The 24,910-nt window shown below is 67.4% G+C and carries 22 protein-coding genes; 14 read left to right on the forward strand and 8 right to left on the reverse strand.

Annotated elements, in window-relative coordinates:
- Positions 1 to 174: 174 nt before the first annotated feature.
- The 3 genes from choV to choX form a co-directional block, all read right to left on the reverse strand.
- Complete coding sequence (gene choV, locus ACRARE_RS00910; protein WP_432654525.1) at positions 175 to 1,236, reverse strand: choline ABC transporter ATP-binding protein; 1,062 nt, start codon at positions 1,234 to 1,236, stop codon at positions 175 to 177.
- Positions 1,233 to 2,069, reverse strand: a complete 837-nt coding sequence (gene choW, locus ACRARE_RS00915) for a choline ABC transporter permease subunit (protein WP_432654526.1) — start codon at positions 2,067 to 2,069, stop codon at positions 1,233 to 1,235. The genes choV and choW overlap by 4 nt, the downstream gene beginning before the upstream one ends.
- A 107-nt stretch (positions 2,070 to 2,176) precedes the next feature.
- Positions 2,177 to 3,100 carry a choline ABC transporter substrate-binding protein gene (gene choX, locus ACRARE_RS00920; RefSeq protein ID WP_432654527.1) on the reverse strand — a complete coding sequence of 308 codons (924 nt, stop codon included), beginning with the start codon at positions 3,098 to 3,100 and terminating at the stop codon, positions 2,177 to 2,179.
- Positions 3,101 to 3,206: 106 nt separating this feature from the next.
- On the opposite strand from choX, the gene betI reads away from it, so the two are divergent.
- The 10 genes from betI (at position 3,207) to ACRARE_RS00970 (ending at position 15,882) form a co-directional block, all read left to right on the forward strand.
- The gene (betI, locus tag ACRARE_RS00925) at positions 3,207 to 3,797 is read left to right on the forward strand and encodes a transcriptional regulator BetI (protein WP_432654528.1); all 591 of its coding nucleotides are present in this window, start codon (positions 3,207 to 3,209) and stop codon (positions 3,795 to 3,797) included.
- Positions 3,790 to 5,331 (forward strand): choline-sulfatase, encoded by a 1,542-nt coding sequence (gene betC / locus ACRARE_RS00930; RefSeq protein WP_432654529.1) that lies wholly within the window; start codon positions 3,790 to 3,792, stop codon positions 5,329 to 5,331. Before betI ends, betC begins: the two co-directional genes overlap by 8 nt.
- A gap of 2 nt (positions 5,332 to 5,333) precedes the next feature.
- Entirely contained in the window at positions 5,334 to 6,788 is a 1,455-nt protein-coding gene (gene betB, locus ACRARE_RS00935; protein ID WP_432654530.1) for a betaine-aldehyde dehydrogenase, read from the forward strand.
- 19 nt (positions 6,789 to 6,807) lie between these two features.
- Positions 6,808 to 8,469: a choline dehydrogenase gene (gene betA / locus ACRARE_RS00940; RefSeq protein ID WP_432655044.1), complete on the forward strand. Its 1,662-nt coding sequence runs from the start codon at positions 6,808 to 6,810 to the stop codon at positions 8,467 to 8,469.
- 203 nt (positions 8,470 to 8,672) lie between these two features.
- On the forward strand, positions 8,673 to 9,143 hold the full coding sequence (locus ACRARE_RS00945) for an NUDIX hydrolase (protein WP_432654531.1): 471 nt from the start codon (positions 8,673 to 8,675) through the stop codon (positions 9,141 to 9,143).
- A gap of 96 nt (positions 9,144 to 9,239) precedes the next feature.
- Positions 9,240 to 9,713 (forward strand): DUF1178 family protein, encoded by a 474-nt coding sequence (locus ACRARE_RS00950; RefSeq protein WP_432654532.1) that lies wholly within the window; start codon positions 9,240 to 9,242, stop codon positions 9,711 to 9,713.
- Positions 9,714 to 9,949: 236 nt separating this feature from the next.
- Positions 9,950 to 10,594 (forward strand): SDR family oxidoreductase, encoded by a 645-nt coding sequence (locus tag ACRARE_RS00955; protein ID WP_432654533.1) that lies wholly within the window; start codon positions 9,950 to 9,952, stop codon positions 10,592 to 10,594.
- A 138-nt stretch (positions 10,595 to 10,732) separates the two neighbouring features.
- Entirely contained in the window at positions 10,733 to 11,968 is a 1,236-nt protein-coding gene (locus tag ACRARE_RS00960; RefSeq protein ID WP_432654534.1) for an aspartate kinase, read from the forward strand.
- Positions 11,969 to 12,194: 226 nt separating this feature from the next.
- On the forward strand, positions 12,195 to 14,438 hold the full coding sequence (gene ptsP / locus ACRARE_RS00965; protein WP_432654535.1) for a phosphoenolpyruvate--protein phosphotransferase: 2,244 nt from the start codon (positions 12,195 to 12,197) through the stop codon (positions 14,436 to 14,438).
- A gap of 19 nt (positions 14,439 to 14,457) precedes the next feature.
- Positions 14,458 to 15,882: an FAD-binding oxidoreductase gene (locus ACRARE_RS00970; protein WP_432654536.1), complete on the forward strand. Its 1,425-nt coding sequence runs from the start codon at positions 14,458 to 14,460 to the stop codon at positions 15,880 to 15,882.
- Positions 15,883 to 16,376: 494 nt separating this feature from the next.
- Here ACRARE_RS00970 and ACRARE_RS00975 read toward each other — a convergent pair whose 3' ends face one another.
- A complete protein-coding gene (locus ACRARE_RS00975) occupies positions 16,377 to 16,898 on the reverse strand; it encodes an adenine phosphoribosyltransferase (protein WP_432654537.1) in 522 nt (173 codons plus the stop codon).
- A 154-nt stretch (positions 16,899 to 17,052) separates the two neighbouring features.
- Positions 17,053 to 17,931: an S-methyl-5'-thioadenosine phosphorylase gene (locus ACRARE_RS00980; RefSeq protein WP_432654538.1), complete on the reverse strand. Its 879-nt coding sequence runs from the start codon at positions 17,929 to 17,931 to the stop codon at positions 17,053 to 17,055.
- A 169-nt stretch (positions 17,932 to 18,100) separates the two neighbouring features.
- Here ACRARE_RS00980 and ACRARE_RS00985 point away from each other — a divergent pair, with 169 nt between their 5' ends.
- Positions 18,101 to 19,735, forward strand: a complete 1,635-nt coding sequence (locus tag ACRARE_RS00985; protein WP_432654539.1) for a SulP family inorganic anion transporter — start codon at positions 18,101 to 18,103, stop codon at positions 19,733 to 19,735.
- Positions 19,736 to 20,170: 435 nt separating this feature from the next.
- A complete protein-coding gene (locus tag ACRARE_RS00990) occupies positions 20,171 to 21,091 on the forward strand; it encodes an aminoglycoside phosphotransferase family protein (RefSeq protein ID WP_432654540.1) in 921 nt (306 codons plus the stop codon).
- Here ACRARE_RS00990 and ACRARE_RS00995 read toward each other — a convergent pair.
- Positions 21,088 to 21,732 carry a CatB-related O-acetyltransferase gene (locus ACRARE_RS00995; protein ID WP_432654541.1) on the reverse strand — a complete coding sequence of 215 codons (645 nt, stop codon included), beginning with the start codon at positions 21,730 to 21,732 and terminating at the stop codon, positions 21,088 to 21,090. The genes ACRARE_RS00990 and ACRARE_RS00995 overlap by 4 nt on opposite strands.
- Before the next feature lie 127 nt (positions 21,733 to 21,859).
- Positions 21,860 to 22,465: a flavin reductase family protein gene (locus tag ACRARE_RS01000; RefSeq protein WP_432654542.1), complete on the reverse strand. Its 606-nt coding sequence runs from the start codon at positions 22,463 to 22,465 to the stop codon at positions 21,860 to 21,862.
- A gap of 85 nt (positions 22,466 to 22,550) precedes the next feature.
- Here ACRARE_RS01000 and ACRARE_RS01005 point away from each other — a divergent pair, with 85 nt between their 5' ends.
- Both ACRARE_RS01005 and ACRARE_RS01010 read left to right on the forward strand, forming a co-directional pair.
- Positions 22,551 to 23,036, forward strand: a complete 486-nt coding sequence (locus ACRARE_RS01005; RefSeq protein WP_432654543.1) for a GNAT family N-acetyltransferase — start codon at positions 22,551 to 22,553, stop codon at positions 23,034 to 23,036.
- Positions 23,037 to 23,212: 176 nt separating this feature from the next.
- Entirely contained in the window at positions 23,213 to 23,995 is a 783-nt protein-coding gene (locus tag ACRARE_RS01010) for an EcsC family protein (RefSeq protein ID WP_432654544.1), read from the forward strand.
- Here ACRARE_RS01010 and ACRARE_RS01015 read toward each other — a convergent pair.
- Complete coding sequence (locus ACRARE_RS01015) at positions 23,992 to 24,831, reverse strand: MBL fold metallo-hydrolase (protein WP_432654545.1); 840 nt, start codon at positions 24,829 to 24,831, stop codon at positions 23,992 to 23,994. The genes ACRARE_RS01010 and ACRARE_RS01015 overlap by 4 nt on opposite strands.
- Positions 24,832 to 24,910: the final 79 nt, after the last annotated feature.

Consider the following 24,910-nt stretch of genomic DNA (forward strand, 5'->3'; position numbering starts at 1 on the left):
CGCCGCAGGCGCGCGGCTGTCCGGGCCTATGTGCCGCGCGCAGGGCCGCGCAAGGGCGGGATTCGCCTGTCTGAACAGGAAAACCCCCGGCAGAACCCTGCCGGGGGGTGCAATCATCCGCTGGTTTTCGCCCGCCCGGCCCGGTCACTTGAACCGGCTCGGGCGATAGCGCGCCTAGCCCGGCGTCTTGGCGTGCAACGCCGCGATGATGTCCTGATGCGAGATCGTGCCCAGGCGGGCGCCCTCGGCATCGCAGACCGCCACCGGGCGGGCCACATCGGTCAGCAGGCCGATCACCTCGGTCAGCGGCGTCTCGGGCGTCACCTGGCCCGACACCTGCTCGGCCGCCCCCGACGGGGTCATCACATCTGCCGCCTGAAGCACGTTCAGCGGGTTCATATGGGTGACGAAGTCGTCGACATAGTCGTTGGCCGGGTTGGCGATGATCTGCTGCGGGCTGCCGCATTGCACGATCCGCCCGCCTTCCATGATGGCGATGCGGTTGCCCAGCTTGAAGGCCTCGTCCAGATCGTGACTGACGAAGATGATCGTGCGCTTCAGCTTCGCCTGAAGCTCCAGCAGCTCATCCTGTAGGCGCGAGCGAATCAGCGGGTCGAGCGCCGAGAAGGGTTCGTCCATCAACAGGATGGGCGCCTCGGTGGCAAAGGCGCGGGCCAGGCCCACGCGCTGCTGCATCCCGCCCGACAGCTCGCCCACCTTGTTGTCGGCCCAGTCGGTCAGTCCCACCAGGTCCAGCTGGGCGCGGGCGCGGTCCTCCCGCTCCTTGCGCGAGAGACCCGACAGTTCCAGCCCCAGGGCCACGTTGTCCAGCACGTTGCGCCAGGGCAGCAGGCCGAACTGCTGGAACACCATGGCCACGCTTTCGCGGCGCAGGCGCAGCAGGTCGGCCTTGGAACAATCGGTGGGTTTGCACTCCCACCCCTTGGCGCGCACCCGCACGGCGCCGCGCACCACGGGGTTCAGCCCGTTCACCGCCCGCAGAAGGGTGGATTTGCCCGAACCCGACAGGCCCATCAGCACCAGGATCTCGCCCTCATCCACGGTCAAAGAGCAGTCATGCACCCCCAGGACCTGCCCGGTCTCCTTCTGGATCTCGGAGCGCGACAGGTTGCGATCCAACAGCGGCAGGGCGCGGTCGGGATCATCGCCGAAGACGATAGAGACATTGTCGAATTCGACCGCCGGCTGTTTCGCGGCTTGCTGCATCTCGGTCATTTGCGGCCTCCGATCCGAAGCATCCGGTCCAGGATGATGGCGACCACCACGATCACGAAGCCCGATTCAAAGCCCAGCGAGGTGTTCACCTGGTTCAGCGCGCGCACCACCGGCACGCCCAGCCCGTCCGCGCCCACCAGGGCCGCGACCACGACCATGGACAGCGACAGCATGATGGTCTGGTTCAGCCCGGCCATGATCTGCGGCAGGGCATAGGGCAGCTCGACCTTGGTCAGGGTCTGCCACTTGGTGCCGCCGAAGGCCTCTGAGGCCTCAAGCAGCGGTGTGGGGGTCGAGCTGACGCCCAGATAGGTCAGCCGGATCGGCGCGGGCACCACGAAGATCACCGTGGCGATCAGGCCGGGCACCATGCCGATGCCGAAGAAGACGATCGCCGGGATCAGATAGACGAAGGTCGGCAGGGTCTGCATCAGGTCCAGCACCGGTTGCAGGAAGGCATACATGCGCGGCCGGTGCGCCGCCGCGATCCCCACCGGCACCCCGATGGCCATGCACACGATGCAAGAGGAGATGACCAGCGTCAGGCTTTCGGTCGTCTCTTCCCAGTAGTCCTGGTTGAGGATGAAGAGGAAACCCAGGGCGACGAAAAGGCAGGTCTTCCAGTTGCGCTGCAAGGCCCAGGTCAGGGCCACGAAGGCCGCGATCACCAGCAGTTCGGGCGGCTCTTGCAGGATCCACAGCAAGCCGTCGATCAGGTTTTCGGCCCCATTGGCCAGGACATCGACGATGCCCTCGAAATTGTCCCTCAGCCAGTCGAAGAAGTCGCTGGCCCAGTCCCCTACGGGGATCTTGTTTTCCGTCAGCCAATCCAAGGCGGACCTCCTTTTGGGCAAATGGCCTGAAGTCAGATGGCCAGAAGTCAAATGCCGGAAAGCAGAAAGGCCCGGTCCTGTGCGCCCGGGCCTTTCCACCGATCCTATCAGAGGCCGAAGGCCGCCTTCACCGCTTCGGCGCCATCGGCGCCATCCACGGTGGTGACGCCGTCCAGCCAGGACATCACCAGATCCGGGTTGGCCTTCATCCAGGCCATGGTGGCATCATCGGCATCTTCGCCATCGTTCAGGATGGCGCCCATGATCTCGTTTTCCATCGGCAGGGTGAAGGTCAGGTTGGCCAGCAGGGCGCCCACGTTCGGGCATTCCTCGACATAGCCCTTGCGGGTCACGGTGTTGACCACGCCTTCGCCGCCAAAGAACTCCTCGCCGCCCGGCAGGTACTTCAGCTCGAAGTTGGCGTTCATCGGGTGCGGTTCCCAGCCCAGGAAGACGATGTCTTCCTGTTTCTCATAGGCGCGCTGCACCATCGACAGCATCCCCTGCTCCGAGCTTTCGACCACGTCGAACCCGTCCAGGTCGAACTTGTTCTCTTCGGTCAGGCTGACCAGGTAGGCGTTGCCCTCGTTGCCCGGCTCGATGCCGTAGATCTTCTCGTCCAGGCTGTCGCGGAAGCTGGCGATGTCGGCGTAGCTTTGCAGGCCCTTCTCGTAGGTATAGGCGGGCACGGCCAGGGTGTACTTGGTGCCTTCCAGGTTGGTGGCGACGGTCTCGATCTCGCCCGACTCCAGATAGGGGCCGATGGCGCCCTGCTGCGCAGGCAGCCAGTTGCCCAGGAAGATGTCCACGTCGTCGCTTTCCAGCGACTTGAAGGTCACCGGCACCGACAGGACCTTGACGTCCACGTCATAGCCCAGGGCCTCCAGCACCTGCTTGGTGGCCGAGGTGGTGGTGGTGATGTCGGTCCAGCCGACATCCGAGAAGCTGACCTCGGTGCATTGCGCCATCGCCATGCCGGCCGACAGGGTCAGTGCCGCCGCACTGGTCATCATCATGTTGAAACGGGTCATGTCGTTTCCTTCCGTTGGACTTGGGGTTGTGTTTTTCTTGATTGATGAGTTAATCAAAATACAACTGTTTCGAAAAGTAAAGCATTCAGACGCGAGGGCAACCCATATGCCGAAGGTCGGTATGGAACCGGTGCGAAAACAGGCGCTGATCGAAGCCTGCATCGCCGAGATCGGCCAGGCGGGCACCTTGGACGTGACCGTGGCGCAGATCGCGAAGCGCGCCGGCATGTCCTCTGCCCTGGCCCATCACTACTTCGGATCGAAGGAACAGATCTTCCTGGCGACCATGCGGCACGTCATGAAACTTTGGGGCGAAACGGTGCGCGGCAAGCTGGAGCGCGCCGAAACGCCGCTGGAACGCATTCTGGCAATCACCGATTCCTCCTTTGAATCCCATCAGTTCGAACGCGAGGTCGTGGCGGCCTGGCTGAACTTCTATGTGCGCGCCCTGCACTCGGCCGACAGCCGCCGCCTGCTGAATATCTATGCCCACCGGCTGCAATCGAATCTTTTGCATGACCTAAGGAAAATCCTTCCCAAGGCAACCGCCGAAGAGGTCGCCCAGGGCATCGCCGCCCTGATCGACGGCTTCTACATCCGCTCTGCCCTTCAGGATCAGGTGCCGGGGCGGGACGCGATCAAGGCGACCATCGCCGATTACCTGACCCTCTGGCTCGAAAGGACGACCCGTGACTGACACCGCGGCACAGACCGGCGGCAAACGCCCCAATATCCTGATTCTCATGGTCGACCAGCTGAACGGGACGCTGTTCCCCGACGGCCCCGCCGACTGGCTGCACGCGCCCCATATAAAGGCGCTGGCCGACCGCTCGACCCGGTTCGCCAATACCTACACCGGCTCCCCCCTCTGCGCGCCAGGCCGGGCCGCCTATATGTCGGGCCAGCTGCCGCGGCGCACCAAGGTCTATGACAACGCGGCCGAGTTTGCCTCTGACATCCCCACCTATGCCCACCACCTGCGGCGGGCGGGCTATCAGACCTATCTGTCGGGCAAGATGCACTTTGTCGGCCCCGACCAGCTGCACGGTTTTGAGAAGCGCCTGACCACCGACATCTACCCCGCCGATTTCGGCTGGACCCCCGACTATCGCAAACCGGGCGAGCGGATCGACTGGTGGTATCACAACATGGGCAGCGTCACCGGCGCGGGCGTGGCCGAGATCACCAACCAGATGGAATATGACGACGAGGTCGCCTTCCAGGCCAGCGCCAAGGTGCGCCACCTGGGCCGCCGCCTGGACGACCGGCCCTGGATGATGACCGTCAGCTTCACCCACCCCCACGACCCCTATGTGGCGCGCAAGAAATACTGGGATCTCTACGAGGATTGCGACCACCTGGACCCCGAGGTGGCGCCGATCCCCTATGCAGAGCTGGACCCGCATTCGCAGCGCATCTTCGACGCCAACGACTGGCGCAATTTCGACATCACCCAGGAGGACGTGCGCCGGTCGCGCCGGGCCTATTTCGCCAATATCTCCTACCTCGACGACAAGGTCGGCGAGATCATGGAAGCGCTGGAGATGACCCGGCAGCTGGACAATACCATCGTGCTGTTCGTCTCTGACCACGGCGACATGCTGGGCAACAAGGGCCTGTGGTTCAAGATGACCTTCTTCGAAGGCTCGGCCCGGGTGCCGCTGATGGTGGCCGCACCTGGCATGGCGCCGGGGCGGGTCGACACGCCGGTCTCGACCATCGACGTCACCCCCACCCTGGCGGAACTGGCAGGCATCGACATTTCCGACATCGCCCCCTGGACCGATGGCGAAAGCCTGGTGGGCCTGTCCAACGGCACCCCGCGCACCTCGCCCGTCCGCATGGAATATGCCGCCGAAGGCAGCTACGCGCCGCTGGTCGGCCTGCGGCAGGGCGATTGGAAATACATCCGCTGCGAGCTGGACCCGCCGCAGCTCTACAATCTGGCCGAAGATCCGAACGAACTGGTGAACCGCGCCGGCGACCCCGCTTTGCAAAGCGTGGAAGAACGGTTTGCAAAGATGGCGGATGACTATTGGGATCTGCCCCGCTTCGACGCCGAGGTGCGCGAAAGCCAGGCCCGGCGCCTGATCGTCTACGAGGCGCTGCGCAACGGCGAGTATTTCCCCTGGGATTTCGAGCCGCTGCAAAAGGCCTCGGAACGCTACATGCGCAATCACATGGACCTCAACGTGCTGGAGGAAAACCAGCGCTATCCCCGCGGAGAATGACCATGAAATCCGTTCAGCCCAAGGGCTCTCACTTCATCGACGGCGCCTATGTGGACGACACCGCGGGCCGGGAAATCCCCTGCGTCTATGCCGCCACCGGCGAGACCGTCGCGACCCTGCATGCCGCCACCCCCGCCATCGTCGAGGCCGCCCTGGCCTCGGCCGAGCGGGCGCAAAAGGCCTGGGCCGCCCTGCCCCCCGTGGCGCGCGGCCGCGTGCTGCGCCGCGCCGCCGACCTGCTGGTGGAACGCAATGCCGAACTGTCCGAGCTGGAAAGCATCGACACCGGCAAGCCCATTCAGGAAACCCTGGTGGCCGATGCCACCTCGGGGGCCGAGGCGCTGGAATATTACGCGGGCCTGGCCGCCACCCTGACCGGCGAGACGATCCCCCTGGGGGGCGATTTCGTCTATACGATCCGCGAACCCCTGGGCGTCTGCCTCGGCATCGGCGCCTGGAACTATCCCACCCAGATTGCCGCCTGGAAGGCCGCCCCCGCCCTGGCCTGCGGCAATGCGATGGTCTTCAAACCTTCCGAAGTGACGCCCCTTTGCGCGTTGAAACTGGCCGAGATCTTTATCGAGGCGGGGGCGCCCGCGGGCCTCTTCAACGTGGTCAACGGCTATGGCGACGCCGCCGCCGCGATGGTCAGCGACCCGCGTGTCGCCAAGGTCTCGCTGACCGGCTCGGTGCCCACGGGGCAAAAGGTCTATGCCGCCGCTGCCGAAGGCCTGCGCCATGTCACCATGGAGCTGGGCGGCAAGTCGCCCCTGATCATCTTCGAGGATGCCGATCTGGAAAACGCCATCTCGGCGGCGATCAACGGCAACTTCTATTCCACCGGCCAGATCTGCTCCAACGGCACCCGGGTCTTCGTGCATGAAAACATCGTCGAGGATTTCATCGAACGGCTGGTCGAACGCACACGCCAGGCCATCACCGGCGACCCGCTGGACTCCGAAACCCAGATCGGCCCGATGATCACCGAGGCGCAGCGCCAGAAGGTGCTGAACTATATCCGCATCGGCCAGCAGGAAGGGGCCGAGCTGATCCTGGGCGGCAAAGCCCCCGAGGGGCCGGGCTTCTTCATCGAGCCGACGATCTTCCGCAATGTCACCGACGAGATGACCATCGCCCGCGAGGAAATCTTTGGCCCCGTCCTGTCGATCCTGACCTTCAAGGACGAGGACGAGGTGATCACCCGCGCCAATGACACCCCCTTCGGCCTGGCCGCCGGTCTGTTCACCAAGGACTTCACCCGCGCGCACCGCGTCGTGGCCCAGCTTCAGGCGGGCACCTGCTGGATCAACGAATACAACCTGACGCCGGTCGAGGCCCCCTTCGGCGGGGTGAAGATGTCGGGCGTGGGCCGCGAGAACTCGAAGGCCGCGATCGAGCATTACAGCCAGGTGAAATCCGTCTATGTCGCCACCGGCGACGTGGCCTCGGCGTTCTGAGGGCCCCATGAGCACTCAGATGGAAGCGGATTACGTCATCATCGGCTCGGGCTCGGCGGGGTCCGTCATGGCCGCGCGGCTGTCGGAGGATGGCCAGCACAAGGTGCTGGTGCTGGAGTTCGGCGGCACCGACGCCGGGCCCTTCATCCAGATGCCCGCCGCCCTCTCCTATCCGATGAACATGAAACGCTACGACTGGGGCTTCATGTCGGAACCGGAGCCCGGGCTGGGCGGGCGCCGCCTGGTCACCCCGCGCGGCAAGGTCGTCGGCGGCTCGTCCTCGATCAACGGCATGGTCTATGTGCGCGGCCACGCCCGCGACTTCGACCACTGGGCGGATCAGGGCGCGCAGGGCTGGGCCTATGCCGATGTGCTGCCCTATTTCAAACGCGCCGAAACCTGGCATGACGGCGGCCATGGCGGCGATGCCAGCTGGCGTGGCACGGATGGGCCGCTGCATGTCACCCGAGGCCCGCGCGAAAACCCGCTGTTTCACGCCTTCGTCGAGGCCGGGCGCCAGGCCGGGTTCGAGACCACCGAGGATTACAACGGCGAGAAGCAGGAAGGCTTTGGCCCGATGGAGCAGACGGTCTGGAAGGGCCGCCGCTGGTCCACCGCCAATGCCTATCTGAAACCGGCGCTGAAACGCGAGAACCTTCAGATGATCCGCTGTTTCGCCCGCCGCGTGGTGATCGAAAATGGTCGCGCCACCGGGGTGGAGATCGAGCGCGGCGGCACAATCGAGGTCGTGCGCGCCCGGCGCGAGGTGGTCATCGCCGCCTCTTCGATCAACTCGCCCAAGATCCTGATGCTGTCGGGTATCGGCCCCGCCGCGCATCTGCGCGAGCACGGGATCGAGGTGGTGGCCGACCGTCCCGGCGTGGGCCAGAACCTGCAAGATCACCTGGAGCTCTATATCCAGCAGGCCAGCACCCAGCCGATCACGCTCTACAAGCACTGGAACCTTTGGGGGAAGGCCATCGCCGGGGCGCAATGGCTGCTGACGAAACGCGGCCTGGGCGCCTCGAACCAGTTCGAAAGCGCGGGCTTCATCCGCTCGGCCGCCGGGGTGGATTATCCCGACATCCAGTTCCACTTCCTGCCTATCGCGGTGCGCTACGACGGTCAGGCGGCGGCGGAAGGGCACGGATTCCAAGCCCATGTGGGCCCGATGCGCTCTGCCTCTCGTGGGGCGGTGACGTTGAAATCGGCCGACCCCAGAGACGCCCCGCGGATCTTCTTCAACTACATGTCCGAGGGCTCGGACTGGCGCGATTTCCGCCATTGCATCCGCGTCACCCGCGAAATCTTCGGCCAGCAGGCCTTCGATCCCTTCCGCGGCAAGGAGATCAGCCCCGGCGCCGAGGTGCAGACCGACGACCAGCTCGACGCCCATATCCGCGAACACGCCGAAAGCGCCTATCACCCCTGCGGCACCGCCCGAATGGGCCGGGCCAGCGACCCCATGGCGGTGGTTGATCCCGAAACCCGGGTGATCGGGGTCGAGGGGCTGCGCCTGGCCGACAGTTCGGTCTTTCCGCGCATTCCCAATGGCAATCTCAACGCGCCAACCATCATGGTGGGGGAAAAGGCCTCGGATCATATCCTGGGCCGCACACCGCTGGCGCCCGCCAATGTGGAACCCTGGATCAACCCGCGCTGGCAGGTCAGCGACCGCTAGACCCAACTGCGGCCCGCGCTTCGCCGCCCATCTGGTAGGCGAAGCGCGGCTTATCCACAACATAGAGCGCGAAACCGTAGGGTTTCGGCCCCAATCCTGTATACAGGCCTTTTCCGACCTTTACCGGGGCTTCATACTTGGCTGTCATCCTCGGGACGAGGGATCCCCCCGGACCGGCCCCTTTCAGAACGAAGGCCTTCAGGTTGAGCGCGCTTTGGCAGACCACATTTCAGGCCCATGACAGCACCGGCAAGCCGGTGCAGACGCAGTATTGCGCGCTGTGCTATCGGATCGTGAAGGACAAGCCGCAGATACTGCTGATCACCTCGCGCGGCACCAAGCGCTGGATCCTGCCCAAGGGCTGGCCGATGAAATCGCGCACCCCCGGCAAGGCGGCCCTGCGCGAAGCCTATGAAGAGGCCGGGGTGATCGGGCGCGTCTCGGAAACCTCGCTGGGGCTTTTTCCCTACATGAAGGCGGTCGAGGGCGGCGCGGATCTCGCCTGCGTCGGCATCGTCTATCCGGTGCATGTGCGCCTGCTGAAGGCAGAATACCCCGAGGCCGGAGAGCGCAAGCGCAAGTGGTTCTCGCGCAAGAAGGCCGCGCGGGCCGTGGCCGAACCGGAACTGGCCCGCATCCTGAAGACCTTCGATCCCTCCAAGCTGCGCAACTAGGCCCGCGCGGGACGGACGGCGGCGGACGCCGGTTGGATTCTTGCATCCGCCCGAAATCTCTCTATCTCAAGAGGATCACTGAGCGGATCTGACGGGATGATCAACTTCGACCTGAAATGCGACCAGGGGCACGGCTTCAACAGCTGGTTCCAAAGCTCTGCCGCCTTCGACAGCCTGCTGTCGGCGGGTCATGTCGCCTGCCCCGTCTGCGGCTCCACCGCCGTGGAAAAGGCGCTGATGGCGCCGCGTGTGCGCCCCTCGCGCAGCGCCGCTGCGGCCCCGCCGCCCGAAAGCGCCCCAGAGGTTCCCCGCGCCGAGGCCCCGGCCCGGCCCCTGTCCACCCCGGGATCCGAGGCCGAAGAGGCCCTGCGCGCCCTGCGCCGCCGGGTCGAGGAGAACGCCACCTACGTGGGCGGCAACTTCGCCAAAGAGGCACGGGCGATCCACGAGGGCGAGAAGCCCGACCGCCCGATCTATGGCGAGGCCAAGCCGGAAGAGGCCCGCGCCCTGATCGAAGAGGGCGTGCCGGTGCTGCCCCTGCCCTTCGCCCCGGGCCGCAAGACCAACTGAGCACCACAGCCGACGCACAGCCACCTCCCCGCTAAAGGCCCACGACCTCCCCAGGGGCGCGCCCTGCTCCCGTCACGGGGCTGAAAATACTCGCGGGGGGAATTGGGCCGGCAAGGCCCAAGGGGGGCAAGGCCCCCACCCTGCCGGAGGCTATGGCCCCTGCGTCGTATATTCCCCTTTCCATTGCCCCGCAGCGCCCCCCGCGCTAGGCCTTCGGCAACCAAGGAGGGGCTTTCATGCATATCGTCATCACCGGCGCCAGCCGCGGCATCGGCGCCGAGCTTAAACGTCAGTACGAGGCACGCGGCGAGACCGTGACCGGCACCGCGACCCGGGGCGGCGCGGGCCTGCTGGCCCTGGACGTGACCGACCCCGCGCAACTGGCCGCCCTGGCGGATCAGGTCACGGCGCCGGTGGATCTGCTGATCTGCAACGCCGGGGTCTATCTGGACAAGGGCCAAAGCCTGGAGACCGGATACGACGCCCAGACCTGGGCGCGGGAAATGCAGGTCAATGTGGCGGGCCCCTTCCTGACGGTGCAGGCCCTGTTGCCGCAGCTGCGCGCGGCGCGTCCCGCGCGGGTCGCCATCATTGCCTCGGCCATGGGCAGCCAGCAGCGCGCCCCGGGCGGATCCTATATCTACCGCGCCTCCAAGGCGGCGGCGGTGAACCTGGCGCGCAACCTGGCCACCGATCTGGCCCCCGAAGGCATCGCCGTGGGCGCCTATCACCCGGGCTGGGTGCAGACCGACATGGGCGGCGCAGGCGCCGATATCGACGCGCCCACCTCGGCCGCCGGGCTGATCGCGCGCTTCGACGCCCTGTCGCCCGCCACCACTGGCTGTTTCGAGGGCTACGACGGCGCGCCGATCCCCTACTGAGCCGCCAGGGCGCGGCGCCCCCGGCCTGGGCTGGCGGCCGCGCCCGGCGCGCAAAGCGGCGCAATCGCGCTTGCGCCGGACCCCGTCCATGCGTAAACCGGCGCGCAGCTTCTCCCAACCACGGGGTTTGAGACCGGCATGCCTGTTCTCGTGATGAAATTCGGCGGCACCTCCGTCGCCAACCTCGACCGGATCCGCCGCGCGGCAAAACGCGTCGGCGTCGAAGTGGCCAAGGGCTATGACGTGATCGTCATCGTCTCGGCCATGTCCGGCAAGACCAATGAACTCGTCGGCTGGGTCAACGAGACCAGCCCGATGTATGACGCGCGCGAATATGACGCCGTGGTCAGCTCGGGCGAGAATGTCACCGCCGGGCTGATGGCCCTGACCTTGCAGGAAATGGACGTGCCCGCACGCTCCTGGCAGGGCTGGCAGGTGCCGCTGAAGACCAACAGCGCCCATTCCCAGGCGCGGATCGAAGAGATTCCCACCGACAACATCCTGGCCAAGTTCGGCGAGGGGATGAAGGTGGCCGTGGTCGCGGGCTTCCAGGGCATCTCGCCCGAGGGCCGCATCACCACCCTGGGCCGGGGCGGGTCCGACACCACCGCCGTGGCCTTTGCCGCCGCCTTCGACGCCGAGCGCTGCGACATCTACACCGATGTCGACGGCGTCTACACCACCGACCCCCGCGTCGCGCCCAAGGCGCGCAAGCTGGACCGTATCGCCTTCGAGGAGATGCTGGAGCTGGCCTCGCTGGGCGCCAAGGTCTTGCAGACCCGCTCGGTCGAGCTGGCCATGCGTTACAACGTCAAACTGCGCGTTCTGTCGAGTTTCGAGGAACAATCCGACACAGCCGGCACCCTTGTCTGTGCCGAGGAGGACATCATGGAATCCAACGTCGTCAACGGCATCGCCTTCTCGCGCGAAGAGGCGAAGATGACCCTTGTGTCGGTCGCCGACACCCCCGGCATCGCCGCCGCGATCTTCGGGCCGCTGTCCGAGGCCGGCGTCAACGTCGACATGATCATCCAGAACATCAGCGAGGAAGGTCTGACCGACATGACCTTCTCTTGTCCGATCGACCAGGTGAAGCGCGCCGAGAAGGCGCTGAACGATGCCAAGGCGGCGGGCGACCTGGCCTTCGAGGCGCTGGAAGCCGACACCGAGGTCTGCAAGGTCTCGGCCGTGGGCATCGGGATGCGCAGCCAGTCCGGCGTGGCCGCGAAGATGTTCAAGGTGCTCTCTGACGAGGGCATTAACATCAAGGTCATCGCCACCTCCGAGATCAAGATCTCGGTGCTGATCGAACGTAAGTACATGGAACTGGCCGTGCAGGCCCTGCACGACGCCTTCGAGCTGGAAAAGGCCTGAGGCCCGACTGCCCGGCCACCGGCCAGGGCACCCCTTTCCGACGCCTCCGCCCCTCGGGACGGGGGCGTTTTGCTGTCCGGGCAGTCACCTGCCCCAGCTGCCCAAACCCCGGGCCTATCGGCAAAAGGTCGCAATCCGTCCACCCTTTACGTCGCTCTTATGCATTTCACTTTGCTGGACTTTGTGGTCTAGTCGGGCGGCAGCGATCGGAGGCGAAGCCGGGGACATGAGCACAGAGCACCAGACCGACAGCCGGCAGATGCTCGGCCGTCTGCGAGAGGTCATGGCCGAAGACGCCCATGGCCAGGCGCGGCTCGACCGGATCACCGCCCTGATCGCCTCTTCCATGCATACCGAGGTCTGCTCGGTCTACCTGTTCCGCGATGCCGAAACGCTGGAACTTTGCGCCACCGAGGGCCTGAACGCTGAAGCGGTGCATCAGACGCGGATGCGCCTGGGCGAGGGCCTGGTGGGCCGCGTCGCGCGCACCGCCAAGATCGTCAACACCGCCAATGCCCCCTCCGAAACCGGCTTCCGCTACATGCCCGAGACCGGCGAAGAGATTTACAGCTCTTTTGCGGGGGTGCCGATCCAGCGTCTGGGCGAGACCCTGGGCGTGCTGGTGGTGCAGTCGAAAGAGGCACGCAAATACACCGAGGAAGAGCTTTACGCGCTGGAAGTCGTCGCCATGGTACTGGCCGAGATGGCCGAGCTGGGCGCCTTCATCGGTGACAGCGCCGCCCTGTCGGCGCGGCACACGAAGCCGGTTCTGTTCCGCGGCAGCTGCGCCCAGGAGGGATCTGCCGAGGGGCATGTCTGGCTGCACGAACCGCGCGTGGTGATCACCAACCCCATTGCCGAGGATCCGGTGAAAGAGGCCGAGCGGCTGACCGAGGCGGTCGACCGGCTGCGGGTCTCGGTCGATCAGATGCTGGAAGGGGCCAGCGCCGATGCCGAACACCTTCAGGTGCTCGAGGCCTACCGGATGTTCGCCAATTCCAAGGGCTGGATGCGGCGGATGCAGGCCGACATCACCTCGGGCCTGTCGGCCGAGGCGGCGGTGGAAAAGGAACAGACCCAGGCACGGCTGCGCCTGTCCACGGCCTCGGACCCCTATCTGCGCGAACGGCTGCATGACCTGGATGACCTGTCCAACCGCCTGCTGCGCATCCTGACCGGCCAGGGCACCCAGACCGGGGCGGAAATGCCCGCCGACCCCATCCTGGTGGCGCGCAATATCGGCCCGGCGGAACTCTTGGACTACGGTCGCTCGCTGCGCGGGATCGTGCTGGAACAGGGCAGCGTCGGCAGCCATGCCGCCGTGGTGGCCCGCGCCCTGGCCATTCCGCTGGTGATCCACGCCAAGGACATCACCAACGAGGCGCTGAACGGCGATCACATCATGCTGGACGGCGACCAGGGCATCGCCCACCTGCGCCCCGAGGACACCGTTACCACCGCCTTCCGCGACAAGATCGCCATGCAGGCCAAGGCCCAGGAACGCTACGCCAGCATCCGCGACACGCCCGCGGTCACGAAATGCGGCAGCCGCATCTCGCTGACCATGAACGCCGGTCTGATGGCCGACCTGCCCAGCCTGGAAAGCTCTGGCGCCGAGGGGGTGGGCCTGTTCCGGACCGAGCTGCAATTCCTGATCCGCAACAAGATGCCCACCCGCACCGAGCTGAAGCAGATCTATGCCCATGTGCTGGACAACGCGGGCGGCAAGCGGGTGGTCTTCCGCACCCTCGACATCGGCTCGGACAAGGTGCTGAGCTACATGAAACCGGCGGATGAGCCGAACCCCGCCCTGGGCTGGCGCGCCATCCGCGTGGGCCTGGACAAGCCCGGCGTGATGCGGATGCAGTTGCAGGCGCTGATCCGCGCGGCGAACGGACGCCCGCTGACGGTGATGTTCCCCTTCGTGGCGCAATACGACGAATACCGCGCCGCCAAGGCCGAGCTGGAGCGTACCCTGGAACGCGAACGCATCCTGGGACACGTCCTGCCCGAGACCATCGAGGTCGGCGCCATGCTGGAAACGCCCTCGCTGGCCTTCGCGCCGAAGGCCTTCTTCGAAGAGGTCGAGTTCCTGTCGATCGGCGGCAACGACCTGAAGCAGTTCTTCTTCGCCGCCGACCGCGAGAATGAGCGGGTGCGGCGGCGCTATGACACGCTGAACGTCAGTTTCCTGACCTTCCTGCAACGGATCGTCGAACGCTGCGAAGAGACCGGCACGCCGCTGTCCTTCTGCGGCGAGGATGCGGGCCGCCCGCTCGAAGCCGTCTGCCTGGCCGCCATGGGCCTGCGCGCCCTGTCGATGCGCCCCGCCTCGATCGGGCCGGTGAAATCGCTCTTGCTGCGCGTCGACCTGATCGCCCTGCGCGAGGTCATCGAAGAGGCCGCCGCCCGGGGCGAACAAAGCGTGCGCCGCGCCGTGCTCGACCATCTCCGCAACACCTCGTCCTGAAGACCTGAAGACCGCGCCCATGTCCCACCTGTTCCCCGTCGATGACGCCTTCCGCGCCCGCCTGCGCACCCTGCTGCCGCCGCAGGCCCTGCGCGAGGAGACCGAGCCCTACACCCGCGAGCTGCGCGGCGCCTATCGCGGCCAGGCGGGCATGGTGGTGGCCCCGGGCAGCACCGAAGAGGTCTCGGCCGTTCTGGCGGCGGCCAATGCGGCGCGGGTCGCGGTGGTGCCCTATGGCGGCGGCACCGGTCTGGTGGCGGGCCAGGTCATGCCCGAAGGCCCCGCGCCGCTGATCCTGTCGCTGGAACGGATGACCCGGATCCGCCGGGTGGATGCGGAAGAGAACGTCATCACCGCCGACGCGGGCGTGGTGGTCGAAGAGCTGCACCGCGCCGCCGAAGCGGTGAACCGCCTCTTCCCGCTGTCCTTCGGCGCCCAGGGCTCGGCCCGGATCGGCGGGGCGCTGGCCTCCAACGCGGGCGGTCTAAACGTGCTGCGCTACGGCAATACGCGTGAGCTGTGTCTGGGCATCGAGGCGGTGCTGGCCGACGGGCGGGTGATGCATACGCTGACCCGGCTGCGGAAGGACAACACCGGCTACGATCTGCGCAACCTCCTGGTGGGTTCCGAAGGCACGCTGGGCGTGATCACCGGCGCGGCGCTGAAGCTGTTTTCGCGCCCCACCCACCGGGCCACGGCCATGCTGGTGGTGCCCTCGCCCGCCGCGGCGCTGAAACTGCTGGCCCTGGCGCGCGATCACGCGGGCGAACAGATCTCGGGGTTCGAGCTGATCTCGGGCCAAAGCTTCCGCTTTCTGGAAGAGACCCTGCCCGACATCCGCCGCCCCTTCCACCCGGCGCCCGACTGGATGGTGCTGACCGAGGTGGGCCTGTCGGGCAGCGGCGACGCCGAGGGCATGATGGCGGGCATCCTCGAGGCGGCCTTCGAGGCCGATCTGGTCAGCGACGGGGTGATCGCCCAGTCCGAGGCCCAGGCCGATGCGCTGTGGCACCTGCGCGAGGCGATCCCCGAGGCCAACCGCGCCATCGGCGCGATCTCGTCCCATGACATTTCCCTACCCCTCTCGGCCCTGCCCGAGTTCATCGACGAAGGCCGGGCGAAACTGGCGGACCTCGGCCCCTACCGGCTGAACTGCTTCGGCCACCTGGGCGACGGCAACCTGCATTACAACGTCTTCCCCCCCGTCGGCGAGGACAAGGCCGCCCACCTGGGCGCCAAGCGCGCCATCATGGACCTGATCCACGGGCTGGTGGCGGGCTATGGCGGCTCTTTCTCGGCGGAACACGGGGTCGGGCGGCTGAAGGTCGAAGACCTGGAACGCTACGGCGACCCGGTGAAGCTGGACATGATGCGCGGCATCAAGCGGCTCTTCGATCCCAACGGCATCCTCAACCCCGGGGCCGTGCTGCGCGCCGAGGGCTGAACGGCGTTGCCCCCGCCGCCGGACGGCGGCAAATCTCGGGACAAGGGGGCTCTGCCCCCGCCGCCGGAGGGCGGCAAATGGAAGGAAAAAGGGGGCTCCGCCCCCGCCGCCCTGCGGGCGACTCCCCCGGGATATTTTTGGCAAGCGAGAAGAAGGGGCGCGGCGCGTGGGTCCAGGCGCCCCCCTTTGTTGGCAGACGTTCCCGCCGAAGCGAGCGCCCTGGGCTTTGGGCGACTGCCCCCCCCTTCCTTTCTCATTGCCAAAAATATCCCGGGGGGTGTCTCCGGGACGGAGACGGGGGGCAGAGCCCCCTGCCCCGATGCCCCGATGCCCCGAGGCGCCCGGCACAGAAAACGCGCCCTGCCGGGGGAATGGCAGGGCGCGGTCGGCCCCTTGGGACCTGGTGCAAGCAGGACCGGCTCCCATGACCGGCGATCAAGAGATAGGCCGGAAGGTCTTTCCAGAAGGTTAACGGCTGCGCAGAGGGGGCCAGGTCAATAGCGCAGCAGGCTGAAGACCTCCATCCCAAGCCCTTCCAGGCGCGCCCGGCCGCCCACCTCCAGCAGGTCCACAACGAAGGCGCAAGAGACCACCTGGGCGCCGACCCGTTCGACCAGCTTGATCCCGGCCTCGGCGGTGCCGCCGGTGGCCAGCAGGTCATCGACCATCAGCACGCGTTCACCCGGCGCCAGCACGTCGTCGTTCATCTCGATCGCCGCCTCGCCATATTCCAGCGCATAGCTTTCCCCGATCACCGGGCCCGACAGCTTGCCCTTCTTGCGGATCGGCAGGAAGCCCTTGCCCAGTTCCAGCGCCAGTGCGGCGCCCAGGATGAAGCCCCGCGCCTCCAGCCCCGCGACCCGGTCGATGCCCGCCGCGCGATAGGGTGCGGCCAGCTGCGACACGCACAGGCGCATCCCCTCGGGATCGGCCACCAGGGTCGAGATGTCGCGGAAGACGATCCCCGGTTTCGGGAAATCCGGGGTGACGCGGATATAGTCTTCGAGGGTCTTCATCGGTGGCTCCTGGCTCTGCGACACAAACGCCTGCGACATGCCCGAGCGGCGGACGAAGCGCAAGGGCAGGTGCCGCCGCCCGGCTCTCTCGCCGGTTGGACCAAGCGGGCCACTGGGACAGCGAGGGGCGTAGGGTGGGTGCAACCCACCATCCCTACCCCAGCACGCGCCCGGCGATGCCGCCCAGCTTGGCCACGACCGCCGGATCGCGCGCCGCAGGGGCGGTCAGCAGCGCGTGATCCAGCGCCCGGGCGCAGCCCGTGGCGCAACCCACCGGATCGGCCCCCGCCAGATCGGCGGCCAGCGCCGCCACGGTGGCGCGGGCATGGGCGCCATTGGCGGCCAGCACCCGGCGGATCTCGGTCACATCGACCTCGCCATGATCGGGGTGCCAGCTGTCGTAATCGGTGACCATGGCGACAGAGGCGTAATGCAGCTCGGCCTCGCGGGCCAGCTTGGCCTCGGGCATGTTGGTCATGCCGATCACGTCGGCGCCCCAACTTTCGCGATACATCCGGCTTTCGGCCAGGGTCGAGAACTGCGGCCCCTCCATCGCCAGATAGGTCCCGCCCTCGTGCACCCTGACGCCCGCGCCCCGCGCCGCCACCGCCGCCCGGGCGGCCAGGTCGGCACAGACCGGATGGGCGACCGAGACATGGGCCACCAGCCCGGCCTCGAAGAAGGTCTTGGCGCGGTTCACGGTGCGGTCGATGAACTGGTCGACGAGGACGAAATCCCCCGGCGCCATCTCCTCGCAGAAGGATCCTACCGCCGAGACCGACAGAACATGGCTGACCCCGATTTGTTTCAGCGCGGCGATATTGGCGCGATAGGGCACCTCGGTCGGCGGCAGGGGGTGGCCCCGCCCGTGGCGCGGCAAGAAGGCGATATCGAGCCCCGCCAGGCGCCCGGTCAGGATCGCGTCCGAGGGCGCGCCCCAGGGGGTCTCGACCTGCTGCCAGGTGGCGCCCTCCAGCCCCTCGATGTCATAGATCCCCGATCCGCCGATCACCGCCAGTTTGACGCCCGTCATGCCCTGCCCTTTCCTTATCGCTTGCCGTCAGCTTGGCGCGGCCCCGCCCGACCTGCAAGCGGCAGGGCCACAGCGGCCCGAAACCTCAGCTTTCACAGGGTCCGAGGTTGCCGCAATGCGGCAAAACCGCTATCGGGACCAGGAACAGACATCCCAGACAGGACGAGACATGCGCAAAGCCATTCTGGCGAGATTCGCCGATCGCATCACCCTGCCCGACCTGCGCCTCGCGCCGACCACGAACGACAGCTTCTCTCCGGACCGGCTGCGGATCGAGCTCTTGTCGGGCCTCACCGTGGCCCTGGCCCTGGTGCCCGAGGCCGTGGCCTTTGCCTTCGTGGCCAATGTGCACCCGCTGGTCGGCCTCTATGCCGCCTTCATCATCGGGCTGGTCACCGCCGTTCTGGGCGGGCGTCCCGGCATGATTTCCGGCGCGACCGGGGCCATTGCCGTGGTCATCGTGTCGCTGGTGGCCACGCATGGCATCGAATATCTCTTTGCCGCCGTGGTCCTGATGGGGCTGATCCAGATCTTCGTCGGTTTCATGAGGTGGGGGAAATTCATCCGCCTGGTGCCGCATCCGGTGATGCTGGGCTTCGTCAACGGGCTGGCCATCGTGATCTTCCTGGCGCAGCTCAGCCAATTCAAGGTGCCCGGCACCACCGAGGCAGGCGGCCATGGCGCGGCGGGGGGTGAATGGCTCTCGGGTCTGCAACTGTGGGCCATGCTGGGGCTGGTGGCGCTGACCATGGCGGTGATCCACTTCATCCCGCGGCTGACTAAGCTGATCCCGGCGCCCCTGGCCGGCATCCTGATCACCGCCGTCATCGTCATCGCCTTCGGCCTGGACGTGCCGCGCGTGGGCGACATGGCGGGCATCGAGGGCACCCTGCCGCCCTTCCACATCCCCATGGTGCCCTTCACCTGGGAAACCCTGCAAATCATCCTGCCCTATGCCATCATCATGGCCGCCGTCGGCCTGATCGAAAGCCTGCTGACCCTGAACCTGGTGGGCGAGATGACCGGCCAGAAGGGCGGCGCATCCCAGGAATGCGTGGCCCAGGGCACGGCGAATGTGATCACCGGCTTCTTCGGCGGCATGGGCGGCTGCGCCATGATCGGCCAGTCGATGATCAACGTGAAATCGGGCGGCCGGACGCGGATCGCGGGGATCTTCGCGGCGCTGATGCTGCTGATCTTCATCCTCTTTGCCGCGCCGCTGATCGAACAGATCCCGCTGGCGGCGCTGGTCGGCGTGATGTTCATGGTGGTGATCGGCACCTTCGCCTGGAACAGCTTCAAGATCCTGACCCGCGTGCCGCTGACCGATGCGGTGGTGATCATCCTGGTCACCGTGGTGACGGTGATGACCGACCTGGCCACGGCGGTGGTGGCGGGCGTCATCGTCTCGGCGCTGACCTATTCCTGGAACGCCGCGCGTCGCATCTCGGCCTCGACCCATGTGACCCCGGAAGGGGCCAAGGTCTACCAGATCACCGGCCCGCTGTTCTTCGGCTCGACCGACGGCTTCATCGAGCTGTTCAAGCCGCAGGAGGATCCGTCGCTGGTGATCCTGGATTTCAACGACAGCCGCGTGGTGGACCAATCGGCGCTGCAAGCCATCGAGGCGGTGGCGGCGAAATACGAGGCCGAGGGCAAGACCATCCAACTGCGCCACCTCAGCCGCGATTGCCACAAGCTGCTGAAGAAGGCCGGGCATCTGATGGTCGATAGCGATGACGATCCCGATTACGAACTGGCGGTGGATTACCACGTCCGCACCGGGATCCTGGGCGGGCACTAGGCGCCCTCCCCTTCGCAAAGCTTCGAACGGCCGACGCGTCCCCGCGCATCGGCCGTTTCGCTTTTGGGGGCGGGGGACGGGGGCTTTGCCCCCTCTTGAGGCCAGGGGCCTCAATTCACCCCCGGGATATTTTTGCCAATGAGAAGAGAGCGGGGCGCACTAAGAAGCCCTGAAGGCACCCCGGCTGCAAAGGAGGTCAACGGGCGCAACGCGGCCTCGGCGCGCCCCGCCCCCCTCTTCTCGCTTGCCAAAAATATCCCGGGGGGGGGAGTCGCGCGACACGCGCGGCCGGGGGGCAGAGCCCCCCTCTCTTGCCACTTGTCGCCTCCGGCGACGGGGGCAGAGCCCCCTGCCCCCTTCTACCTGTCGCCCTCCGGCGACGGAGCAGGCCGGAGCGTCACGTCCCTGTGATCTGCCCCGCCTATCCCTGCGGGCATGAGTTTTCTTGAAGATGAGGACGGGCGCATCGCCCCCGGCGTGGCGGATGTGGCGCGTCTGATCGCCGCCGAGTTTCCCGAATGGCGGGCCGAGGCGGTCGTGCCGATCGTGCCTGGCGGCTGGTCGAACCGCTGTTTCCGGCTGGGCCGCGACAAGGTGGTGCGGCTGCCCTCGGCGCGGCGCTATGCCGATCAAGTGCCGATGGAAAAGGCGCTCTTGCCCGCCCTGGCCCCGGCCCTGCCGCTGGCCATCCCGCAGCCCCTGGCCATGGGGGTGAAGGGCGAGGGCTACCCCTGGCCCTGGCTGATCAGCCAGTGGATCCCGGGTGCGCCGGTCTGCCTGGCCGATCTGGCCGATCCGGTATCGACGGCAGAGCGCCTGGCGGGGTTCCTGGGCGCCTTGCAGCAGATCTCGCTGCCCGCCGATCTGCCCACCCCCTGGCCGGGGCCGCGCAATTTCCATCGCGGCGGCGATCTGGCGATCTATGCAGAGGAGACCGAGGCCGCGTTGCGCGCCCTGGGCGCGCGCATCGACCAGGCGGGCGCGCGGGCGCTGTGGGATCGGGCACGGGCCGCGCGCTGGACCGGGGCGCCGGTGTTGCTGCATGGGGATCTGGCCCCCGACAACCTGTTGCAGCGCGGCGGGGAACTGATCGCGGTGATCGACTTCGGCAACCTGGCCTTGGGCGATCCGGCTTGCGATCTGACCATCGCCTGGACCCTCTTCGAGGGTCCCTCTCGCGCCGCCTTCCGCGCCGCGCCGCCGCTGGATCCCGCAACCTGGGCTCGTGCCCGGGGCTGGGCCCTGTGGAAGGCAGCCAAGGTACTGGCGGGCCAGGATGGCAATCCGCGCCAGGCCGCCACGGCCCAGGCGCTGATCTCCACCCTTGTGGCAGAGCACCGCCACGAGACGCCCTAGGGCGCCAGGGCCTCCAGCGCGGCCAGATCCCCGGCCTCCAGCGCGGCGCGGGCGGTCGCGATCACCAGCGCGGGCCAGTGCCACCAGGCCAGGGCCTTCAGCCGGGCGATATCGGCGGGCGCAAAGCGCATCCGCACCACCCGAGCCGGGTTGCCCGCGACGATGGCATAGTCCGGCACCGTGCCGCCGACCACCGCGCCCGCGCCGACGATCACCCCGTCGCCGATCCGCGCCCCGGGCAGCACCATGGCCCCATGCCCCAGCCAGACGTCATGGCCGATCACCGTATCACGCCGATCGGGCTGATAGCCCTCGGGCACCTCGGCGCCGAAGACCGGGAAGGGATAGGTCGACAGGCCATCCATCGCGTGATTGGCCGAGGAGGTGAGGAAACGCACCCCATGGGCGATCTGGCAAAAGCGCCCGATCACCAGCCGTTCCTGGCTGAAGGGGAACAGATAGGGAGCCAGCCGCGCCGCCCAATCCTGGGGCGGGTCGAAATCGGCGGCATAGGTATAGTCGCCCACCTCGAACTGCGGATGGGTGATCAGCAGCTTGAGATAGGCGGTGCCGGGATGGGCGGTGCCATCGGGCAGACGGATGGGATGGGCGCAGCCCGGATCGGGAAGGGTGTAAGGCATGGGGCCTCCTTCGAAAACGCGTGAAAGATTTCAGGGTTTCAAAGGTGCTGGTCCATCATGCCCTCCTGTGGCTGCGCCTGTCTGATAGCATGGGCGGGGCCCGCGCGCAAACCGCGTGGGCGGGGCCTCAGATCTGGCCCGGACGGTTCAGCGAGAAAAGCTCGCGCACGGCGGAATAGTCGCGATAGCCCAGGCGCGACAGGGTCTGCACCCTGGCCACGTCGAACTGGCCCTCGGTCAGGGCCTCGTCGGCGATATGCACGCCCACCACCTCGCCGATGACCATCGTGTTGGCCGCGCCTGCCAGCTCGACGATCTGGGTCATGCGGCATTCCAGCGCCGCAGGCGCCGCCGCCACCCGGGCGCAGTCGATCAGCTGGCAAGGGGCCTTTTCCAGACCGGCGGCGGCGAACTCGTCCTCGCCCGCGGCCAGGGCGGCGGAACTCGCGTTCATCGCGTCGCGCAGGGCGTAGGAGACGATGTTGCAGCAGAACACCCCGGTCTCGCGGATCTGCGCCACGCTGTCCTTGTTGGCGGGCCGGTCGGCCTTGGCCCCGGTCGAGGCGAACATCACCTGCGGCGGCGTGTCGGCCACGGCGTTGAAGAAGGAATAGGGGGCCAGGTTGTCGCCCAGGGCGCCCCGGGTGGAAATCCAGCCGATCGGGCGCGGCGCCACCAGCGCCTTGAACGGGTTGTGCGGCAGGCCGTGGCCGTCTTTGGGTGCGTAGAACATGCGTCTCTCCGGTGGGTTTGCCCATGAGGTAATCCCGTGATAGGCCCCTTTCCAACCCAAAAGACTGAGCAAGAGCGCAGAGACGATGTTCACCCTCTCCCCCGAAACCGCGGATGACTGGTGGGAGGTCGAAGCGTTGTACGATCTCTGTTTCGCCCCGGGGCGCAGCGCGCTGAGTTCCTACCGGCTGCGCGACGGGGTCGCGCCGGTGGCCGGGCTGTGCCAGCTGGCGCGCGATGGCGAAGGGGTGGTCGGCGGCGCGATCCGCTATTGGCCGGTGCGCGCGGCGGGGCAGCCTGCGCTGTTGCTGGGTCCGGTGGCGGTGCACCCGACCCACCAGGGAGAGGGTCTGGGCGGTCTGCTGATCAACGCCTCGCTGCACGCGGCGCGCGATAGCGGCTGGGACCGGGTACTGCTGGTCGGCGACGCGCCCTATTACTCGCGTTTCGGTTTTGCCAAGCTGGATCACATCGTCATGCCGCCGCCCACCAACCCCGACCGGGTGCTGGGGCTGGAACTGACCCCCGGCGCCTGGGATGGGCTGGCGGGCGAGGTGACCCGCGCCGCCTGAGGGCGCCTTGTCTGGGGACGCGCCAGGGGGGCTCTACCCCCGTCGCGGCTGCGCCGCCCCCCCCCCGGGATATTTCTGGCAATGAGAAGAAAGGGGCGCGCGCCCGGATCCGCGCAGGGGCGCCCCTTTCCTTTGGGCCGCAGCGCCCCCATCTGGACAGCAAGACGGAGGATCCGATGACCGCAGCCGACCCCACCCCCCTGGCCCTGCCGCCCGAGCTGGCCGAAGAGATCGCCGCCCTGGCACGGTTGCACCGGCGCGCGGGCGGGCCGGGCTTGCAGGTGCTGACCCTGCTGGGCACCCGCGCCGAAGGGCTGCTGGAGCGCCTGCCCCAGGGGGTGCGTGGCCGCCTTGACCGGGCCACCGAAGCGGCGCTGGAGGCGGCGATGGCCGCCGCGCAACGTTCGCGCGGGTTGGTCGGTGACCAGCCCGGCTGGCTGGACCGGGTGGTGACCACGGGGCTGGGCGCGGCGGGGGGCCTGGGCGGCCTGCCCTCGGCCCTGGCGGAACTGCCGGTGACCACCACGGTGCTCTTGCGCTCGATCCAAGGCGTGGCGGCGGCCGAGGGGTTCGACCCGGCCGAGGCCAATGTGCAGTTCGACAGCCTGCGGGTCTTTGCCGCCGCCGGGCCGCTGGCCGAGGATGACGGCGCCGAGACGGCCTTTCTGGCCACCCGCCTGACCCTGACCGGGACCACGCTGCACGGGCTGATCAGTTCGGTCGCACCGCGCCTGGCCGCGGCCCTGGGCCAGAAGCTGGCGGCGCAGACCGTGCCGGTGCTGGGGGCGGCGGCAGGGGCCGCCGTGAACTATGCCTATACCAGCTATTACCAGGACATGGCGCGCATCCACTTCCGCCTGCGCCGCCTGGCGATCGAGGCGGACCAAAGCCCCGAGGTATTGACCGAGGCCCTGCGCGCCGAGCTGACGAAACGGCCCCTGCGCACCGCGGACCGCTAGCCCGGATCGCGCAGCGCCTCGGGGCGCAGCACCAGGATGGTGGGCCGCTCCGGCAGGTCGCGCAGCGAGACCTCCAGTGAATTGTCGTCGCGCAGCTCAATGGCAAAATCGCCCGACAGACGGTCGAGGAAGGCGCCCAGGCTGGCGCCCGAGAACCAGTGCATCGGCAGCACGATGGAGGCGCGCAGTCGTTCCACCACCCGCACCATGCTGGCGGTGTCCAGGGTCAGCCCGCCGTCGACCGGCACCATGACCACATCCAGCCGACCGATGGCGGCATATTGCTGGTCGTTGGGTTCATGATGCAGATGGCCCAGATGGCCGATGCACAGGCCCCCGACCTCGAAGATGAAGATGGAATTGCCGTTTGCCTCGACCCCGCCCAGGCGCGAACGGATGTCGGTGGACACGTTGCGCACCAGCATGTCCCCCACCTGAAGCATATGCGAGACCGGCTGGCCGAAGTCCTCGGACCAGCCGGGCAGCACATGGGGGATGGCCGGATCGGGGAAGGCGGAGAAATGGCTGGAATGGGCGTGGTTCATGGTGACCACGTCGGGCAGGTAATCGGCGGTGCCGATATAGCCCGGATAGTCGGTGACCGCGCCGACGCCCCCGGGCGACTGGATCAGGAAGGCGGAATGGGTCAGATAGCTGATCCGCACGGTATAGTCCGGCAAGGGATCGCGGAACGAGGCCAGCTGCACCAGCCGCGCGCCCGGCAGGTCGCGGGCGATGGCGATGCAATGGCTGACCGGCACCTGGGCCGCGACAGGCAGCGGCGCCAGGACCGGCAGGAGCGGGACGGCCCACAGGGCCAGCAGGCGTCGAAACATCGGCGGATCCTCCTGCACCCAGCCTAGCACGCCCCGCCCGCCCGGCGGCCCTCACGCCCGCGTGAGGCCTCGATCACAC

It is taken from the genome of Pseudooceanicola aquaeponti, from assembly GCF_050897975.1.
In the GTDB taxonomy this organism is placed as follows: Bacteria; Pseudomonadota; Alphaproteobacteria; order Rhodobacterales; family Rhodobacteraceae; genus Pseudooceanicola.

Bases quoted from the DNA above. Each gene is read 5' to 3' on its own strand.
- ACRARE_RS00980 (WP_432654538.1), bottom strand. From the start codon at position 17,931: ATGACGGGCGTCAAACTGGCGGTGATCGGCGGATCGGGGATCTATGAC.
- betA (WP_432655044.1), top strand. From the start codon at position 6,808: ATGGAAGCGGATTACGTCATCATCGGCTCGGGCTCGGCGGGGTCCGTC.
- ACRARE_RS01015 (WP_432654545.1), bottom strand. From the start codon at position 24,831: ATGTTTCGACGCCTGCTGGCCCTGTGGGCCGTCCCGCTCCTGCCGGTC.
- ACRARE_RS00995 (WP_432654541.1), bottom strand. From the start codon at position 21,732: ATGCCTTACACCCTTCCCGATCCGGGCTGCGCCCATCCCATCCGTCTG.
- ACRARE_RS01005 (WP_432654543.1), top strand. From the start codon at position 22,551: ATGTTCACCCTCTCCCCCGAAACCGCGGATGACTGGTGGGAGGTCGAA.
- ACRARE_RS00955 (WP_432654533.1), top strand. From the start codon at position 9,950: ATGCATATCGTCATCACCGGCGCCAGCCGCGGCATCGGCGCCGAGCTT.
- ptsP (WP_432654535.1), top strand. From the start codon at position 12,195: ATGAGCACAGAGCACCAGACCGACAGCCGGCAGATGCTCGGCCGTCTG.
- betB (WP_432654530.1), top strand. From the start codon at position 5,334: ATGAAATCCGTTCAGCCCAAGGGCTCTCACTTCATCGACGGCGCCTAT.
- betI (WP_432654528.1), top strand. From the start codon at position 3,207: ATGCCGAAGGTCGGTATGGAACCGGTGCGAAAACAGGCGCTGATCGAA.
- ACRARE_RS00975 (WP_432654537.1), bottom strand. From the start codon at position 16,898: ATGAAGACCCTCGAAGACTATATCCGCGTCACCCCGGATTTCCCGAAA.
- choX (WP_432654527.1), bottom strand. From the start codon at position 3,100: ATGACCCGTTTCAACATGATGATGACCAGTGCGGCGGCACTGACCCTG.
- ACRARE_RS00970 (WP_432654536.1), top strand. From the start codon at position 14,458: ATGTCCCACCTGTTCCCCGTCGATGACGCCTTCCGCGCCCGCCTGCGC.
- ACRARE_RS00990 (WP_432654540.1), top strand. From the start codon at position 20,171: ATGAGTTTTCTTGAAGATGAGGACGGGCGCATCGCCCCCGGCGTGGCG.
- ACRARE_RS01010 (WP_432654544.1), top strand. From the start codon at position 23,213: ATGACCGCAGCCGACCCCACCCCCCTGGCCCTGCCGCCCGAGCTGGCC.
- ACRARE_RS00960 (WP_432654534.1), top strand. From the start codon at position 10,733: ATGCCTGTTCTCGTGATGAAATTCGGCGGCACCTCCGTCGCCAACCTC.
- ACRARE_RS01000 (WP_432654542.1), bottom strand. From the start codon at position 22,465: ATGTTCTACGCACCCAAAGACGGCCACGGCCTGCCGCACAACCCGTTC.
- ACRARE_RS00985 (WP_432654539.1), top strand. From the start codon at position 18,101: ATGCGCAAAGCCATTCTGGCGAGATTCGCCGATCGCATCACCCTGCCC.
- choV (WP_432654525.1), bottom strand. From the start codon at position 1,236: ATGACCGAGATGCAGCAAGCCGCGAAACAGCCGGCGGTCGAATTCGAC.
- ACRARE_RS00950 (WP_432654532.1), top strand. From the start codon at position 9,240: ATGATCAACTTCGACCTGAAATGCGACCAGGGGCACGGCTTCAACAGC.